The organism is Actinomadura atramentaria DSM 43919, from assembly GCF_000381885.1.
In the GTDB taxonomy this organism is placed as follows: domain Bacteria; phylum Actinomycetota; class Actinomycetes; order Streptosporangiales; family Streptosporangiaceae; genus Spirillospora; species Spirillospora atramentaria.
Genome location: NZ_KB907208.1, coordinates 373649 through 389354, shown reverse-complemented (window position 1 = coordinate 389354; position 15706 = coordinate 373649). Strand labels below are relative to the sequence as shown.

At 72.6% G+C, this 15706-nt stretch carries 17 protein-coding genes; 8 read left to right on the top strand and 9 right to left on the bottom strand.

Annotated features, from left to right (window positions below):
* Positions 1 to 108: 108 nt before the first annotated feature.
* Positions 109 to 1263, bottom strand: coding sequence for a glycosyltransferase family 4 protein (locus tag G339_RS0101785; RefSeq protein WP_019629359.1), 1155 nt, complete (start codon positions 1261 to 1263; stop codon positions 109 to 111).
* Positions 1264 to 1336: 73 nt separating this feature from the next.
* Positions 1337 to 2335, bottom strand: coding sequence for a DUF2207 domain-containing protein (locus G339_RS37350; protein WP_169514699.1), 999 nt, complete (start codon positions 2333 to 2335; stop codon positions 1337 to 1339).
* Between the two features lie 76 nt (positions 2336 to 2411).
* Here G339_RS37350 and G339_RS32250 point away from each other — a divergent pair, with 76 nt between their 5' ends.
* On the top strand, positions 2412 to 4358 hold the full coding sequence (locus G339_RS32250) for a sensor histidine kinase (protein WP_019629357.1): 1947 nt from the start codon (positions 2412 to 2414) through the stop codon (positions 4356 to 4358).
* Positions 4359 to 4429: 71 nt separating this feature from the next.
* Positions 4430 to 4861: a hypothetical protein gene (locus G339_RS0101765; RefSeq protein ID WP_019629356.1), complete on the top strand. Its 432-nt coding sequence runs from the start codon at positions 4430 to 4432 to the stop codon at positions 4859 to 4861.
* 82 nt (positions 4862 to 4943) lie between these two features.
* Here the strand turns inward: G339_RS0101765 and G339_RS32245 are convergent, their stop codons facing one another.
* The 6 genes from G339_RS32245 to G339_RS0101735 form a co-directional block, all read right to left on the bottom strand.
* Positions 4944 to 5747 carry an L-threonylcarbamoyladenylate synthase gene (locus G339_RS32245; protein WP_051107754.1) on the bottom strand — a complete coding sequence of 268 codons (804 nt, stop codon included), beginning with the start codon at positions 5745 to 5747 and terminating at the stop codon, positions 4944 to 4946.
* Positions 5748 to 5776: 29 nt separating this feature from the next.
* The gene (prmC, locus tag G339_RS0101755; RefSeq protein ID WP_019629354.1) at positions 5777 to 6637 is read right to left on the bottom strand and encodes a peptide chain release factor N(5)-glutamine methyltransferase; all 861 of its coding nucleotides are present in this window, start codon (positions 6635 to 6637) and stop codon (positions 5777 to 5779) included.
* Positions 6634 to 7698 (bottom strand): peptide chain release factor 1, encoded by a 1065-nt coding sequence (gene prfA / locus G339_RS0101750; protein WP_019629353.1) that lies wholly within the window; start codon positions 7696 to 7698, stop codon positions 6634 to 6636. The genes prmC and prfA overlap by 4 nt, the downstream gene beginning before the upstream one ends.
* Positions 7699 to 7814: 116 nt before the next feature.
* Positions 7815 to 8027, bottom strand: a complete 213-nt coding sequence (gene rpmE, locus G339_RS0101745; RefSeq protein WP_019629352.1) for a 50S ribosomal protein L31 — start codon at positions 8025 to 8027, stop codon at positions 7815 to 7817.
* A gap of 161 nt (positions 8028 to 8188) precedes the next feature.
* Positions 8189 to 8842 (bottom strand): response regulator transcription factor, encoded by a 654-nt coding sequence (locus G339_RS0101740; protein WP_026341056.1) that lies wholly within the window; start codon positions 8840 to 8842, stop codon positions 8189 to 8191.
* A gap of 26 nt (positions 8843 to 8868) precedes the next feature.
* The gene (locus G339_RS0101735; RefSeq protein ID WP_240489725.1) at positions 8869 to 10176 is read right to left on the bottom strand and encodes a sensor histidine kinase; all 1308 of its coding nucleotides are present in this window, start codon (positions 10174 to 10176) and stop codon (positions 8869 to 8871) included.
* A gap of 566 nt (positions 10177 to 10742) precedes the next feature.
* On the opposite strand from G339_RS0101735, the gene G339_RS0101730 reads away from it, so the two are divergent.
* From G339_RS0101730 to G339_RS0101705, 6 genes are all read left to right on the top strand, one after another.
* A complete protein-coding gene (locus G339_RS0101730) occupies positions 10743 to 11159 on the top strand; it encodes a hypothetical protein (RefSeq protein ID WP_019629349.1) in 417 nt (138 codons plus the stop codon).
* Positions 11140 to 11649, top strand: coding sequence for a DUF6879 family protein (locus G339_RS0101725; protein WP_019629348.1), 510 nt, complete (start codon positions 11140 to 11142; stop codon positions 11647 to 11649). Before G339_RS0101730 ends, G339_RS0101725 begins: the two co-directional genes overlap by 20 nt.
* A 23-nt stretch (positions 11650 to 11672) precedes the next feature.
* The gene (locus G339_RS0101720) at positions 11673 to 12533 is read left to right on the top strand and encodes a Scr1 family TA system antitoxin-like transcriptional regulator (protein WP_019629347.1); all 861 of its coding nucleotides are present in this window, start codon (positions 11673 to 11675) and stop codon (positions 12531 to 12533) included.
* Positions 12534 to 12700: 167 nt separating this feature from the next.
* Positions 12701 to 12841: a hypothetical protein gene (locus G339_RS39280; protein WP_019629346.1), complete on the top strand. Its 141-nt coding sequence runs from the start codon at positions 12701 to 12703 to the stop codon at positions 12839 to 12841.
* Positions 12842 to 12923: 82 nt separating this feature from the next.
* The gene (locus G339_RS0101710; protein ID WP_019629345.1) at positions 12924 to 14135 is read left to right on the top strand and encodes a JmjC domain-containing protein; all 1212 of its coding nucleotides are present in this window, start codon (positions 12924 to 12926) and stop codon (positions 14133 to 14135) included.
* Positions 14136 to 14143: 8 nt separating this feature from the next.
* Positions 14144 to 14944: an aldo/keto reductase gene (locus G339_RS0101705; protein WP_019629344.1), complete on the top strand. Its 801-nt coding sequence runs from the start codon at positions 14144 to 14146 to the stop codon at positions 14942 to 14944.
* Here the strand turns inward: G339_RS0101705 and G339_RS0101700 are convergent.
* Positions 14922 to 15605, bottom strand: a complete 684-nt coding sequence (locus G339_RS0101700; RefSeq protein WP_019629343.1) for a hypothetical protein — start codon at positions 15603 to 15605, stop codon at positions 14922 to 14924. The genes G339_RS0101705 and G339_RS0101700 overlap by 23 nt on opposite strands.
* Positions 15606 to 15706 lie beyond the last annotated feature (101 nt).

Genomic DNA, 15706 nt, shown 5'->3' with positions numbered 1-15706 from the left:
ACGCCGGGAACCGGCGGCCGTCCGGCCGCGCGGCGCGCGGTGATTCCTCGGCTCGATGTTACCCACTGGTAGCGGAGGGCCGGACGGCGCCCCCGGCGAGCACCTGGCTCAGACGGATTCGCGGGTGCGGCCCGGGACCGCCGGATCGCCCTGCGCGGCGCGGCGCGCGGCCCGGCGCGGCAGCGCGATCATCAGCCCGACGCCCGCGACCGCCGCCACGGCGGTGGCCGATATCACGATGACCTGCTGGTTCGTCACCGAGAGGGCGATCAGCCCGGCGGCGACCAGACCGACCCAGAAGTACATGATCAGCACCGCGCGGCGGTGCGAGTGGCCGAGTTCGAGCAGCCGGTGGTGCAGGTGGCGCTTGTCCGGCGAGAACGGCGAGCGGCCGTCGCTGGTGCGCCGCCACACGGCGAGCAGCATGTCGATGAACGGGACGGCGGCGACCGCCGGGACCAGCAGCAGCGGCACCCAGAACGGGAACAGCCCGTAGGTGCCGAGGATCGACGGGTCGAACTGGCCCGTCAGCAGGATCGTCGAGGCGCTGAGCAGCAGCCCGATCAGCATCGACCCGGTGTCGCCCATGAAGATCCGCGCCGGGTTGAAGTTGTGCGGCAGGAACCCCGCGCACATCCCGACCAGGACGGCGGCGGTGAGCGTCGCGCCGGTCAGCGTGGTCAGCCCGTTGGTCTTCGTCAGCAGGTAGGCGTAGAAGAACAGGGCCGTCGCGGCGATGCCGACGACGCCCGCCGCGAGGCCGTCCAGGCCGTCGATGAAGTTCACCGCGTTGATCGTCGCGACGACGATGAGGACGGTCAGCGGCACGCCGTAGGTGGGCGGCAGCGACAGCGCCTCGCCGTTGGGCAGCGGGATCACGTAGAGCTGGATGCCCTGCATGATGAAGATCCCGGCGGCGGCGACCTGCCCGGCGAACTTGGTCAGCGGGTCCACGCCCCAGCGGTCGTCGGCGATGCCGACCAGCACGATCAGCCCGCCCGACAGCAGCAGGGCCTTGCCGATGCTGATGTCCCCCTCGGCGAGGACCTTGCGCATCTCCGGCAGGCCGGTCGCGACGACCAGCGCCGCCGCCATCCCGCCGAACATCGCCAGGCCGCCCAGCCGCGGCGTCGGGATGACGTGGACGTCCCGGTCGCGCGGGGCGGCCTGCGCCCCGAACCAGACCGCGAACCGGCGCACGGCGGGCGTGAGCAGGTATGCGACGAGAGCCGCCACCAGGATGGTGAGCAGGTACTCGCGCAACTCCCGCCTCCTTCCCGCGGTGCCCGTCGAAGCGGTGAAATGGGAACGCCCTGAACGGGCGCACCGGACAACTCTATTCCTCCCGCCCGACCACCGGGGCGGTTCGGGCGGGCCGCCGGGCGGCCCGGCGGGTCCGGGCCCCGGCGGCCGCCCCGGCGAGCAGCGCGGCCCCGGCGGCGGCCGGGCTCCCGGCCGACGCGAGCCACAGGCCGTCGCGGGCGGCGCTCGCGGCGAGGTCCCCGGCGACCAGCGCGGTGCCGAGCGCGGCGAGGACGGGCGGGGCCGCGCGCGGGACGGGCGGGCCCCGGACCGTCCACACGGCCGCGACCACGCCGAGGAGCAGGAGCACGCCGCCGACGCCGCCGCCCCGCCAGCGCGGCGGCGCGAACCGGGGCGGCGGCACCGCGACCGCGCCCTTGGGCAGCCGCGCCTTGACCAGCATCCCCTCGTGCGGGGCCAGGCCGCGCTGGCTGAAGACGATCGCGCGCGGGCCGTCGCGGTGCCGGAGGCACGGGGTGAGCGGCGGGTCGCCCGCGCGGCAGCCCGCCCGGAACCGGACCGGGCCCTCGACTCGGACGGCGGCCTCGGCCACCGGTACGTCCCAGGCGGTGCCCAGCGCGTCCCAGACGAGTTCGTCGTGCTTGGGGAAGGGCGTGAGAAGGCCCGTCACGTCGTACTCGATCACGTACGCCTGACGGCCGCCCACGGGGGTTCCGCCGCCGACGGTGATCCGGACGTCGCGCGGCAGCGTCCGCACACGCGCGCGGGCGGGCGCGCCCGTGGACGAACTCGTGCTGATCCGGTGGACGCCGTAGACCCGGCGGCCCTCCCGGTACGGGACGCGGCGGACGATGCCGTGGTCGTCGCCGCCGCTGAAGTCGTAGGTGACCGTCTCGTGGACGTGGACGACGCCGTCCGGCCGCACGGTCAGCACGACGTCGTACGCGGGGATCTCTTCTTCGGCGGCCGCGGGAAGCGCGAGCACGGCCACGACGGCGGGCAGCAGCACGGCGAACAGCACGGCGCGCGCCGCCATCGCCGGTGCTCCCCCGCCCGTCCCCACGTCATGCATGGTTCCACCGACCGGGCCGGTCGTACCGAGGGTTGCCCGGAACGTCCGCGTCCGGATCGCGTCTAGGGTCGGTCGCGTGCGGCCCGGGGACCGGAACGGGGACGGCGGCGACGCGGCGCGGTGGCCCGTCCCCGCCGATGTCGCCGTGCCCGCGCTGCTCGCGCTCGCGCAGCTCGGCGGGACGTGGCTGCTCGCGGGCGCGCTGGACCGGACCGCGTGGGCGCTGGTGTGGGCGGGCGTCCTCGGCGGCGCGGGCGCGCTGGTGTGGCGGCGGCGCGCGCCGCTGGCCGTCCTCGCCGCGACGTCGGCGGTCGGCGCGGCGGCGGCGCTCGCGGTCCACGACGCGGACGTGCTGGTCGGCGGCGTCGCCGAGTGCGTCGCGCTGTTCTCGGTGGCGGTCCGCCGGGACCGCCGGACGGCCGTCGCCGCGGCGCTCGCGGTGTGGGCCGTGACGTTCCTGGCGTTCCTGCCCGTCCGGCACGGCGTCGCGGACGTGCTCGTCGCCGAGCTGATCGACGGCGGCGCGTACCTGGTCATCCTCGCGCTCGGGCAGACGCGGCGGCAGCAGCGGGCGCGGCGCCGCGCGCTGGCCGGGCGGCTCGCGGCGGGCGACGCCGAGCGGCGGGACGCGGCGGCGGCCGAACGGCGGCGGCTCGCCCGCGACCTGCACGACGTCGCGGGGCACCATCTCAGCGCGGTCGCGGTCCACAGCACGGCGGCGGCGCGCGTCCGCGACCCGGCGGTGGCCCGCGGCGCGCTGGCCGCCGCCGCCGCGACGGGCCGCGAGGTCCTGGCCGCGCTCGCGCACCTGGTGGACGTCGTGGACGCCGTAGACGCCGACGCGGGCGGGCGGCTGGACCGGCTGCTGCCGCCGCTGTGCGACGGGCTCGCCCGGCTCGGCGTCCCGGTCGGGCTGGAGTTCGAGGGCCGGGCGCGGCGGGCGCGGCCGGAGACGGTGACGGCCGCGTACCGCATCGCGCAGGAAGCGCTGACGAACGCGGTCCGCTACGCGCCGGGCGCGGCCGTGACGGTCGCCGTGCGGTACGCGCCGGGGCGGGTGCGGATCGAGGTCGTCAACACCGCGCCCGACCCGGCGCGCGCGGGCGGCGGCGGGCTCGGCGGCGGGCGCGGCATCGACGGGATGCGCGAGCGCGCGGCGGGCGTCGGCGGCACGCTCGCGGCCGGTCCCGAGCCGGGCGGCGGCTGGGCGGTGCGCGCGGACCTGCCGCCGGGCGCGCCGCGTCGGGGTCCGGGCTGGCCGGAGTTCCTGGACGGCGCGGTGGCGGCGTTCTGCGCGCTGCTGCCCGGGCTGCTGGCGTTCCTGCCGCCCGATCCGATCGTCCGCGACCCGTCGCCGACGCTGGCCGCGCTGGTCTCGGTCGGCGTCGCGGTCCGGGCGGCGCCGCTGTGGTGGCGGCGGCGCGCGCCGTGGCGGACGCTCGCCGCGCTCGTCGCCCTCGACCTGGCGTGGTCGGCGGCGGCAGCGGCGTTCGCGCCCGTCGCGTGGGCGGTGCTGGTCGTCGGCTCGCCCGCGTCGATGATCGCCGTGTACGCCGTCGCGCGCCACGCGGGGCCGCGCGGCGCGCGGACGTGGCCCGCGCCGCTCGTCGCGGCCGTCCCGTGGGCGGCCGGGCTCACCGCCGTCATCGCCGTCGACCCGGACGGCGGACGGCCCGGCGACCTCGCGTTCGGCGTGCTCGTCGGCGGCGGGGGCGCGCTGCTGGTCCTGACGCCGTTCTGGGCGTGGGGCCGCGCCGTCGCGCTGCGCGCCGGGCGGTGGGAGGCGGGCGCGCTGGAGACCGTCGAGGCGCGCGCCGCCGAGGCCGTCCGCGCCGAGCGGCACCGGATCGCGATCGGGCTGCGCGGCAGCGTCCTGGACCACGCGACGCGGCTCGTCCGCACCGCCGAGGCCGGGGCCGCCGCCCCCGCGGCCGAAGCGCCCGCCGCGCTGGAGCGCGTCGCCGGGCACGCGCGCGCCGCGCTCGCGGACATGCGCGCGCTGCTCGACGCCCTCGACAATTGACGAGTGAAACGTCGGCGGCCCCTGCTAGGTTTACGGGGCTAATTCCGAGATAGCTGAGCATGGAGGTACGAATGCGGCGTCTCGTTGCCGCGGCCCTCGCCGCCGGCACCGTCCTCGCCGGCACGGTGGCCGTCGCCGCCCCCGCCGACGCGGCGACCCACAGCTGGACGAGCAAGAACGGCTGGAGCACCCTCAAGGCGTACGGCACCTGGAGCCACACGTCCAAGAAGGCCACGCTCAAGGTCTGGCTCGCCGACAGCAAGAAGAACGGCTGGTCCCCGGGCGTGCAGTTCCGCACCTGGACGGCCGGCTACAAGAAGTCGAAGTACTCCTCGGTCTTCTACTTCGTGGACAGCCGCACCGGCAAGCCCGCCGACACCAAGTTCAGCGGCTACCGGGGCGCCTACACCGCCGGTTACCCGGCGCACGCCTACGTGCGCGAGGTCGGCGTTCGCGTGTCCGACCGCAAGCTCGCGGCCGGCCCGTGGAAGAAGCTCTACTGATCTTCCGCTCCCCTCGAAGAAGGCCCCGCCGAGTACACGCGGCGGGGCCTTTTCCGTGGCCGCATCCGGCCGGGGAACGAACTCAGTCGGCTGTGTCGTCGGTCACGTCCTTGCGCAGCCGGACATTGGCGTCGTCCGGCGCGGCGGCGGCCTTTTCCTCGGCCTTTCCGTCCGCGGCGGGCTCGGCCGTTTTCCGCAGATCGACCGGCGAAACGGCGTCGGGCTCGTCGTCCTTCTCGTCCTCGTCGGTCAGCAGGACGCCGACGACCGCGCGGATCTTGTAGTCCGGGATCGCGCCCGCGCGCAGCAGCCGCGGCACCGGCCCGGTGAGGTCCACGATCGTGGACGCCTCCCCCGCGCCGGACGGGCCGCCGTCCAGATACGCCGCGACGGAGTCCCCGAGCATCTCCTCGGCCTCCGCCGCCGTCCGCGCCGCCGGACGCCCCGACAGGTTCGCGCTGCTCACCGCGAGCGGCCCCGTCTCCTTCAGCAGCTCCACGGCCAGCTCGTGCATCGGCATCCGCACCGCGACCGTGCCCTTGGTCTCCCCGAGGTCCCACAGCAGGTTCTGGTTCGCGCGGCACACGATCGTCAGCGCGCCCGGCCAGAACTCGTCGATCAGGTCCTGGCCGTAGGTGCCGAGGTCCTCCACCAGCGCCGTCGCGGCGCGCACCGAACCCACCAGCACCGGCGGCGGCATGTCCCGGCCCCGGCCCTTGGCGTCCAGCAGCGCCTGCACCGCCGACGGCGTGAACGCGTCCGCGCCGACCCCGTACACGGTGTCGGTCGGCAGGACGACCAGGTCGCCGCGCCGGACCGCCGAGGCGGCCTCGCCGATCCCCCGGCTGCGCTCCACCGGGTCGGAGCAGTCGTAACGTCGGCTCACGATGGGGGTTCCCTCCTGTCCCGCGCGGCTCAGTCGACGCCGAGGCGCGCGGTGACGAAACGGTCCCGGTTGGTCAGGTCGCGCCGGTTGCGCACGTCCCGCCAGCCGTTCTCCTCGGCGAACGTCCAGTAGACGTCGTTGCCCTGCAGATCGCTGTGCTCGACCGCGACGTAGCCGCCGGGGCGCAGCAGCCGCCGCGCGGTGCGCTCCACCACGCGGACCGCGTCCAGGCCGTCGTCGCCGCCGCCCCACAGCGCGTCCGCCGGGTCGTGGTCGCGGACGTCGCGCGGCACGTACTCCCACTCGCTCATCGGGATGTACGGGGGGTTGCTGACCACCAGGTCGACGGTGCCGTCCAGCTCGCCGAGCGCGGTCGCGAAGTCGTCCAGGTGCAGCCGGACGCGCCCGCGCTCGTCCAGCTCCTCGATGTTGCGGTTCGCGTGGACGAACGCCGCCGGGTCCTTCTCGACGGCGTGGACGCGCGCCCGCGGGGCCTCCAGCGCGATCGACAGCGCGATGGCCCCCGACCCGGTGCCGAGGTCCACCACCAGCGGGTCGCGGACGTCCATGTCCCGCAGCGTCTCCAGCGCCCACCCGACCATGACCTCGGTCTCCGGGCGCGGCACGAACACCCCCGGCCCGACCTTCAGCTCCAGGTACCGGAAGAACGCCCGCCCGGTGATGTGCTGCAGCGGCTCGCCCGCCTCGCGCCGCGCCACGTACTCCCAGAACAGCGCGTCGAAGGCGCTGTCGGGCACGTTGTGCAGCTCGCCGCGGCTCACGCCGTGGACGGCGGCCGCCAGCTCCTCGGCGTCGGCGCGCGGCGACGCGGCCCCGGCGTCGGCCAGCCGCGCCGTGGCCCGGGCGATCTCGTCCAGCAGCAGGTTCATGATCCTTGGGCTTCGTCCAGCCGGCGCTGGAGGTCGGCGTCCACGAGCGCCTGCGTCACGTTGTGGAGGTCGCCGTCCAGCACCTGGTCGAGGTTGTACGCCTTGTAGCCCACGCGGTGGTCGGAGATGCGGTTCTCCGGATAGTTGTAGGTGCGGACGCGCTCGGACCGGTCCACCGTGCGGACCTGGCTGCGGCGCTCCGCCGACGCCGCCGCGTCCGCCTCCTCCTGCGCCATCGCCAGCAGGCGGGACCGCAGGATGCGCAGCGCCTGCTCCTTGTTCTGGAGCTGGCTCTTCTCGTTCTGGCAGGACACGACCGTGCCGGTCGGCAGGTGGGTGATCCGGACCGCCGAGTCGGTGGTGTTGACGCTCTGCCCGCCGGGGCCCGACGAGCGGTACACGTCGACGCGCAGGTCGTTCGGGTCGATCTGGACGTCCACGTCCTCGGCCTCGGGCGTCACCAGCACGCCGACCGCGCTGGTGTGGATGCGGCCCTGCGACTCGGTCGCCGGGACGCGCTGCACCCGGTGGACGCCGCCCTCGAACTTCAGCCGCGTCCAGACGCCCTCCTCGTGGGAGCCGGTCGCCTTCACGCCGACCGTGACGTCCTTGTAGCCGCCGAGGTCGGACGGGTGCGCGTCGATGATCTCGGTCTTCCAGCCGACCCGCTCGGCGTACCGCAGGTACATCCGCAGCAGGTCCCCGGCGAACAGCGCGGACTCCTCGCCGCCCTCGCCCGCCTTGATCTCCAGGATCGTGTCCTTGTCGTCGCTGGGGTCGCGGGGGATCAGCAGGTGCCGCAGCCGCTCCTCCAGCTCGCCGCAGCGGCGCTCCAGCTCGGCGGCCTCGGCGGCGAACGCCTCGTCCTCGGCGGACAGCTCCCGGGCGGCGGCCAGGTCGTCCTCGGCGGCCTTCCGCTCCCGGTACGTCTCGACGATCGGCCGCAGCCGCGCGTACCGCTTGCCCAGCCGCCGCGCCTCGCTCTGGTCGGCGTGGACGGCGGGGTCGGCGAGACGGACCTCGATGTCGGCGTATTCGCTGATCAGATCGTCGAGATTCACGGTGTGCGTCCTGGGCCTGGCCTGACGGCCGGTTTCGAGCCGCGACGGGGGCGTCCCGGCGGCTCCTGGTCACTGCGCGGCGCGCCGCCGGGCTCGGCGGCGCGCCGGGCGGTGCGCTACTTGCTCCGCTTGCCGAACCGCTGCTCGAAGCGGGCCACCCGGCCGCCGGTGTCGAGGATCTTCTGCTTGCCCGTGTAGAACGGGTGGCACGCCGAGCACACGTCGGCGCGGATCTGGCCGTTCTCGGCGGTGCTGCGGGTCTCGAAGGTGTTCCCGCAGGTGCAGGTCACCGTCGTGACGACATAGTTCGGGTGGATGTCGGGCTTCATGGGTTCTCCTCGCCTAGAGCGGTCGCCGGGCGTCCCGCTCGCACGGCGAAGGCCGGCGAGGCGACGGGAAGCGTGAACCGGTACCGCAGCGGTTGCACTCCAAGTGTGCCAGATACCCGAACGTGCCGAGGTCACCGCCCATTCCCCCCGGCGGCCCCCGGTCAACCCCCGGCGCGGCCGAGATACGTCAAAACCGCCATGACGCGGCGGTGGCCGCCCTGGGCGGGCTGGAGGCCGAGTTTGGCGAAGATGTTGGAGATGTGCTTCTCGACCGCGCCCTCGGTGACGACGAGGCGCGCGGCGATCGAGGCGTTGGACCCGCCCTCGGCCATCAGCGCCAGCACCTCGCGCTCGCGGGGCGTCAGCGCCTCCAGCGGATCGCCGGTGCGGCGGCGGCCGAGGAGCTGGCCGATGACCTCGGGGTCGATGACCGTCCCGCCCGCCGCGATGCGCCGGACCGCGTCGATGAACTCCGCGACCTCCGACACCCGCTCCTTCAGCAGGTAGCCGACGCCCTCCGCGCCGCCGCCGATGAGGTCGGTGGCGTACCGCTCCTCCACGTACTGCGACAGGACGAGGATCGGCGTGCCGGGGACGCGGGCGCGGGCCTCCAGCGCGGCGCGCAGCCCCTCGTCGGTGAAGGACGGGGGCATCCGCACGTCCACGATCGCCAGGTCCGGGCGGTACTCCTGCACGGCGGGCGGGAGGCCGGGCCCGTCGCCGACCGTCGCGACGGTCTCGATGCCCGCGTCCGCCAGGAGCCGGACGAGCCCTTCCCGCAACAGCACCGAGTCCTCGGCGATCACCACGCGCATGCCCCCCATCATGCCGGGGCCGTCGCTCACCAGGTGCAGGGCAGGTCCGCGCGGACGATCGTGGGCCCGCCGGGCGGGCTGTCCACCAGGACCATGCCGTCGATGGTCGCGGCCCGGTCGGCGAGCCCGGCCAGGCCGCCGGACGGCCGGACGACCGCGCCGCCGACGCCGTTGTCGGCGATCTCCACGACGACCCACGCGTCCTCGCGGGCGACCCGCACCGACGCCCGCGTCGCCCGCGCGTACTTGGCGACGTTCGCCAGCGCCTCCGCGACGATGAAGTACGCGATGCTCTCGACCGCCGCCGGGGGCCGCTCGGGCAGGTCCACGTCCACCTCGACGGGCACCGGGGCGCGTCCGGCGAGCCCGGACAGCGCCGGGTCCAGGCCCCGGTCGGTGAGGATCGCCGGGTAGATGCCGCGCGCCAGGTCGCGCAGTTCCTGGATCGCCTCGCGGGTGCCCGCGTGCGCCTGCTCGATGAGGTCGCGCGCGCCCTCGGGGTCGCTGTCGAGCTTGGCGCGGGCGCGGCCGATGTCCATCGCGACGGCCAGCAGGCGCTGCTGCGCGCCGTCGTGCAGGTCCCGCTCGATGCGGCGGCGCTCGAACTCGACGGCGTCCACGCCGCGCGCCCGGCTCGCCTGGAGGCGTTCGGTCGTCGCGCGCAGTTCGCGGTTCTCGGCCTGCGCGCGGTTCGGGCCGAGCAGGAGCCGCGCCCACAGGGCGTGCGCGATGGCGATCGTCCGCGTCACGTACAGCGCGACGAGCAGCGCGACGACGCCGAGCGCGGCCATCGGCAGCGCCTCCAGCGGGTTGCCCGCCCAGTACGACACCGGCCCGAAGTTGACCTCCATGCCGCCGCTGCCGAGCACGATGGCCGGGGAGAACAGCAGCATCGCCGTCGCCGACCACGCGACCGCCGACACGACGAACTCCGCGAGGCCGATCGGGAACGTCGAGGCGAGGTAGACGAGGTCCTTCCACGTCGCCGGGTCGAGGACGAGCGCCTTCAGCTTGGGGAACGGGTTCCGGCCGCGCGGCATCGGCCGGTACGGGTCGGGGATGCGGACGCCGAACGCGAGCCGCGCGAGCCGCCGCTCCACCATCGCCACGGCCCGCCACAGCACCATCACTCCGGCGAGCAGCGGAATCCCGACCCAGATGACCGTCAACGCCCCCGAGACCGTGATCCCGACGAGCAACCCGATGAAGTACGCCAGCCCGAAGAAGAAGTGGACGCCGAGATAGATCGCGGCCCGCCAGTTCACGGCCGCCCGGACCATCGCCCCGGGCGTCCACGCCCCGTCCGCGACACCCACCGCCCCGGCCCTGCTCACTTCACCCACGGTCGCCTCCAACCCCGCTCCACCGCCCGACGACCCACGCCGCCGCACAGTCCCCAGCCTCCCCGACCAGCCAGCCGCCCACCATCCAGCACCCCACCAACCCCCAGGTAGGGCTACCCCCACCTCGACCCGTGAGCGCCCCCGCCCGGAACTCCGTCTGGGCGGGGGCGCTCACGGTGGATCGGTCGGCCTGAACGGCATCGGGCGGACGTGAACCGCCGCCAAGCGGGTTCTGACCAGGCGAGCTCCTCTACGGCCTTCCGCGTGCGGGACCGGGTCACGGAGGTGAGCGGTGAGACCTGTGACTCGGCGCGGACGCACAGGCTGCATCGCGACTCAATGCGGCGCGGGGTTCCGACCGGGTCGCCGACCCCCGGCCGTCTCCCCCTCGCTTGGAAGTCCCAACACCGACGTGATCCCGGAGTCGAGCAGACCGAACGATTTACCATCCGTCCTGACTGAAGGACGTCATCCGGTGTCGAGCGTACGCTCATCCTGGACCCTTGTTCCGAGGTGACGAGGTGCTCCGGCAAGGGCCCGGCCCGATGGAGGAAGCCATGTCCGTGATCTTGATCGGCATAGTGCCCGACAATCCAGGGGGTGCGTGTCCTGCGGTCTTCCGTGCGGAGGAGCCGGGCGGCGGATATTACTTCCAGGGCAAGACGGTGGAGAGCGGGGGCGGCCTGGAGCATGAGGCACTCGTGTGGCTGCCGGTGTCCATGACGACGATCATCCGTGACGCGTGTCGGGTTCACCCGGTCCCGGCGGATGGCGGGACCGAGCGGGGCGCGATCGTCCGCGCATTCGATCCGTGGGACGGCTTCTACGTCCGGGGCTCAGTCGTGTCCGATCCAGCTCTGCTGGCGAAGATCGCGGCCGAGAGCCCGATCCTGGATGATGAGCTGGTCGTGTGGCTGCCCGAGGACGCGACCGCCGAGATCATGGAGGCGTGCGATGCCCGAGGTGTCGTTTGAGGATCTGCTGGGTTCTGCCCGGATCGACGCGGTCAAGTTCGAGCTGCGCGACGAGTACATGACGTCGGACCCGGCGTATCAGGGCTGGCTGGCCGGTGAGTCGGCGGAGAAGGTCAGTACCGGATACTCCGACTGGACGGCGTTGGCACGCGCGACGGCGGCGCGTGGCGTCGCGATACGCCGGGTGCGCATCGTTGCCGAGCCGGTTTCGGACTATGTGAAGTTCGAGCATGCGGTGACCCCGGCCGTCAATCTGGCGGGCGGTGAGGACATCCGCTGGCTCCCCCGGTCGCACACGGAGGGCCTGCTGGTGCCGGCGACGGACGTCTGGGTGGTGGACGGCCGAACCGTCCTGTTCCTGTTCTTCTCCGGCGATGGCGACTTCGTCGGTTCGCGTACCGCGACCGGCGAGGGGGTGGCCGCACCGATCTTCGAGGCGTTCACCGCCGCGTGGAAACGCGCTGTGCCGCACCACGAGTTCACAATCTGACGACCGGCCCTTTTTCCCTTCTCGTGACTGCATCGTCTTCTTCCAGCGCGAATGCGGCGCGGCAGGCTCTCGCCGACCGTCTCCGCGAAATCCGCGTCGACGCCGAGTTGAGCGTGCGCCAGTTGTCGGCATCGGCAGGTTGGCATGAGGCGAAGACGTCGCGGATCGAGCATGCCAAGAAGGTGCCGTCCGCACGTGATGTCCGCGTATGGTGCGACACCTGCGGTCAGTCCGATCTCGCCGAGGAACTCATCGCGGCGGTGCGTGCGGTGAATTCGGCCTGGCTCGATTGGAGACGGGCCGAACGGACGGGCCTCAAGCATCTGAACGTGCAGGTCCGCGAGCTTTATGAGCGGACCAAAGTGCTGCGGGTATACTCGCCGACGTTCATACCCGGCCCCGTCCAGACGGAGGACACGATTCGCGCGATCCTCACGTCGGTCCGGCTGCGGCGGCGGGTAGCCGTGGACGATGTCGACGCGGCGGTCGCTGAGCGCGTCGATCGCCAGGAGTCGCTGTTGCGAGGTTCCCATCGCTTCCTCATTCTCTTGGAGGAAGCCGCATTGGCGATGCAGATCGGCGGGCCGCGCGTTCAAGCAGGACAGTTGCGGCGCCTTCTGGAGGTCCAGCACCTGCCCGCGGTTTCCCTCGGCATCATCCCCGCAGGCATCGACCGCAGCGAACTCCAGTGGGGAGTGGAGATGTTCTTCTTGTTCGACCATTTCCAAGTCTCCGTCGAACTCGTCTCAGGGTTCCTGAACGTCACGGCCCCGCCGGAGATCGGCATGTACGCGGACACGTTCGCAGGTCTGTCGGACCTCGCCTCGTTCGGCGACACGGCGACCGGGATGATCAATGAGGCACTGCGGAGAATCGACGGCTAGTCCAATATCCGCAAGTATCCGCAAGCCCGTGGACTCCTCGATCGATCACACGTCACGGTAGGACAGCACCGAGCCCGACCCGCCGATCGCGTCGGACGGAAGCTCCACAGCATGACGTCCGCCGCCGACCGACCCATCGGTCAGTTGTTCCGAAAGGTGATTCTCCTGTGGACGATGATCTGCTCGTGGCGGTGGAGATCCTGGCGAGGATCCACGACCGGACCGACGTCGGCCAGTCCGACCCTCCGCCCGACGGCGGCGGCGACGACCCCTGGCCGGACGGCGACGCACTGAACGTTCCGGAGTGAAACCACGGTTCGCCCGGCCGCGCGGCGTCGCCGCCGCGCGGCCCGTCCTCCTCGATCAACCGGCAGGAAGGTGAACGACGTCATGGACCACCGACTGATCGAATACGTGGAAAAGTCGCTGGGCTGGAGCGGGCCACAACTGCTCGGTGACCAGTTCGCGCGGGGACGCGCCGGAGACCCGTCTCTGCTGGAACGTGTCCTTACGCCGCAGCGCCTCTTGGACTTGGTGATGCGACGCAGCCTGTCGGACCCGCAGGTCCGGTGCTTCCAGAACGGCGGCGAACTGCATCCGAACGCCTACTGCGAGCAGACGCTGACGCGACGCCGACAGAGCATCCGGATGGTGGACATGCGCCGTCTGGGGACCTTACTCGGCGACGGCGCGACGTTGGTCCTGGACCAGACCAATGTCTTCGATCCGGTGATGGAGGTCGCATGCCGAGCTTGGCAGTGGTGGTCACGCGAACATGTGCAGGCCAATGTCTACCTGACGACGAATGACGCCGCCGGATTCGACCTGCACTGGGACGACCACGACGTGCTGATCCTGCAGTTGGCGGGGGAGAAGAACTGGGAGGTGCGCTCGCCGTCCCGCTTGGCACCGATGTTTCGCGACGCCGAACGCAACACCGCCCCGAGCCAGGACATCGTCTGGGCCGGCACCCTGCGCGCGGGCGAGGTGATCCACATTCCGCGCGGATACTGGCACAAGGCCACCCGCCAGGGTCTCGGTGCCGGGCTCAGCCTGCACGCGACCTTCGGGTTCGTCCAGCGCACCGGGGCGAACTGGCTGGCATGGCTCGCCGACTGGTCTCGCGGAAGCGAACTGTTCCGCCGGGATCTGAGCCGATGGGCCGGAGCGGAGCAACAGGCCGCCGAGCATCTACGGCTCGTCGCCGCCGCTACAGCGCTGATGGAGGCCAGCAGTCCAGCGGATTACCTGGCCGCGCGAGAACTCGAAAGCGTTCCGCCACGACATATTCCGTATCTACCAGTTCTCGGAAAGGCCGAAACGGTAGTGTGCATCGCCGATTTCAGGCCGCGGATCGAGGAGCACGGCGATGTCGTGGAGGTCTCGTCCAACGGCAAAAAGCTTACCTTCACGCGCAAGGCACTCCCCTCGCTCCGCTTGCTGCTCAGCGGAAATCCCGTCTCACTGCCGGCCGCCGTCACCGCCGTAGGGCACGAGATCGAACGCGTCGCCGAAATCGTGGTCAGGGAGGAACTGTGCGCGGGCCTGACACCAGAATTGTCCTCGGGCTACACCGGTCTCGTCACCAACGCCCTCTCCTGATCAATGCTTTGAACCTCGGCGTCGATGCGATCGACACCAGCTTCAGCTACCACGACTTCGCCTCGCACCGCACGCTGGCGCGCAAGGCCGGAGACCTGCTACGTGAGTTCACGGTCTCCACGAAGATCGGTTTCTTCCCAGCCCGGCACGGAGCCGAGCACTCCCTCGATCCGATGCGCCTCCGCACCGCCCTGGAGCAGACGAACCGCGACCTCGGCAGGACTCCCGACTTGGTCTTCCTGCACAACCCGGAACGCTCCCTGCGGCCTCGCCATATCCAGCAGGCACGGGAGGTGCTCGGCCAGGCGTGCGCCGCCCTGGACGAGGCGGCGGCTGACGGGCTGTGCGGGGCGTGGGGGATCGCATCGTGGAATCCCGAAGGTCTGCCAGCGCTCATCGACGGTTCGATGCCCCGGCCCCACGCGCTGATGGTCCGGTCCGGTCTCTTCGTCGGCATCGAGACCCTCGACGCGTCGGCGGCGCTCGCGGCGCGCTGGGACGCGCCGGGTACGGCGTGCTGGGGCATGAGCCCCTTCGCGGGCGACGCCAGCAACGCAGCGCGAGAGGGCCTCGACCCGCGCCTGTTCCTGCGCGGGGCCGCAGCGGACTGTTCCCGCGCGGCGGCCGCCTTCCGCGTTGCCTGCCGCCTCCCGTCGGTCAGTTCCCTCGCCGTCGGAGCGGACGATCCTCGGCATCTCGGCGCGCTCCTCGACAGCCTGCGCTTCGCCGTCGACGACCGCAGGATCAGGCGTTATGTCGAGTTACTCCGCAGCCACCGGGTTCCGGTCAGTCGCGCTGGAGTTCCTTGACGAGGCGCGTCGCCTCGGCCTGCGCGCCCCGCAGTCGGGGATCGGCCGGATGGGCGTGCGGGCCGACGATCTTCGCGCAGCAGAACAGCATCATGATCTTGCCGTCCCGGCTGTCGAGATCGCGGCGGCGTTCGTGCCGCACGCGATCCGCGAGCGACGGGACTGCCAGCGACCCGCTCCACAGGCTCGCGGCGTCCAGGCCGCGCGGCGCCCGGCCCCAATCCTCCCAGTCGAACAGGCAGAACCGCGGAGCCGTGACGTTCGACCAGTGCAGATCCGCGTGCGCACTCGCCCATTCACCGATCACCGCGTCGACCGACGTGCCGAAGACCGCGTGGACGACCTCGGTCACGTGCTCCTGAGTGATCAGGACCGTGTCGGGTGTGGCGACCCGAGCCGTTCCCTGGGCGCCCAGCGCGTCCAGTGAGGAGTTCAGCGCCGACCACCACTCGTCCGGCAGCCTCGGATCAGCGGTCACGATCCCGGCCGGTTTCACCGGGGCGGCCGGGAGCAGGCTCGTCTCGTCCGCGCGCCACATCGCACGGCCCGCCGGGTCCGTCCACGCGACGCCGCCCCACCAGTCCGGCTTCGCCACGCCGCGCAGGAGCGCCGCGCACTCGACGCCGTTCCACCCCTGCCCTTCGGCGCGGATGCGCGCCATCGGACGTCTCTCGACCCGCACCCACGTCTCACGATCCGTGCGCGCACCGAGCGTGCGGCGCTTGGGCACCAGCCCGTCTCGAACAAGACGCACACCAAGGG